Source organism: Mesorhizobium sp. M7A.F.Ca.CA.002.09.1.1 (assembly GCF_003998555.1).
In the GTDB taxonomy this organism is placed as follows: Bacteria; Pseudomonadota; Alphaproteobacteria; order Rhizobiales; family Rhizobiaceae; genus Mesorhizobium; species Mesorhizobium ciceri.
The window spans coordinates 1-791 of record NZ_RZRR01001422.1 but is presented as its reverse complement, the minus strand read 5'-3'; the positions used below and the strand labels follow the sequence as shown (position 1 = coordinate 791).

Sequence of the window (791 nt, the reverse complement as noted above, 5' to 3'; positions counted from 1 at the left end):
CCGCTGCGGGCCGCCACGCCGAAGCTTGCCGTCACCTTCGTTCCCTGGGGAAGCCCGTCGACATGGCCGGCCGAATAGACCGTGCGCACCGCTTCGGCGAACAGCCGTGCCGCGGCAAGATCGCTGAGTGGCAGCAGCACGGCGAATTCCTCGCCGCCGATACGCCCGGCAACACCGCGCGCGCCGGCCGCCGACCGAAGCTTGGCGGCGAAATCGGCAATCACGCGATCGCCCGCCCCATGCCCATGCACATCGTTGAGCGCCTTGAAATGATCGAGGTCGGCCAGCACCAACGCGACCGGGAACCGCGCCGAGGCGCAGTGCCGCAAGAGCAGCATGCCGCGCTCCTCGAAGCCACGCCGGTTGAGCAGGCCCGACAGGGGGTCGGTAAAGGTCTCGGTCTTCAACGCCTTCAACACGTCGAGTGCCGCGGCGGAAAACAGGCACAGCGCGATAAGCAGCGACAGCAGCGCGTGCGACAGCAGCGCCGTCGTCCAGTAGGACGAGCCATAGAACCCGTCATAGCTCGTGAAGGGCCCGTGCGCGATGACGACGATAAGGGTGCGCACGAAGAAGTTGACGCCCGACAGCAGCGACAGCACGAACAGGATTTTCTCGGTCGGGCCGTTGTTGCGCACCGGGCGCAGTTCGGCGGCAACCAGAAGGCTGATACCGCCGAAAGCGAAGTTCATCGCCAGGATGCGCCAGGTGAGATCCGGCGCGATGAACAGGAACCAGCAGAACGACGCCAGTCCCCCGCAGGCCAGCGCGCCGATCCCCACATAGGGCAC

Annotated in this window: 1 protein-coding gene; it reads right to left on the bottom strand. The window is 66.5% G+C overall.

Translation table 11 applies throughout. The features are described 5' to 3' along the window. The coding region (locus EN994_RS33705) for a GGDEF domain-containing protein (RefSeq protein WP_164746542.1) at positions 1 to 791 on the bottom strand (791 nt) is incomplete at both ends.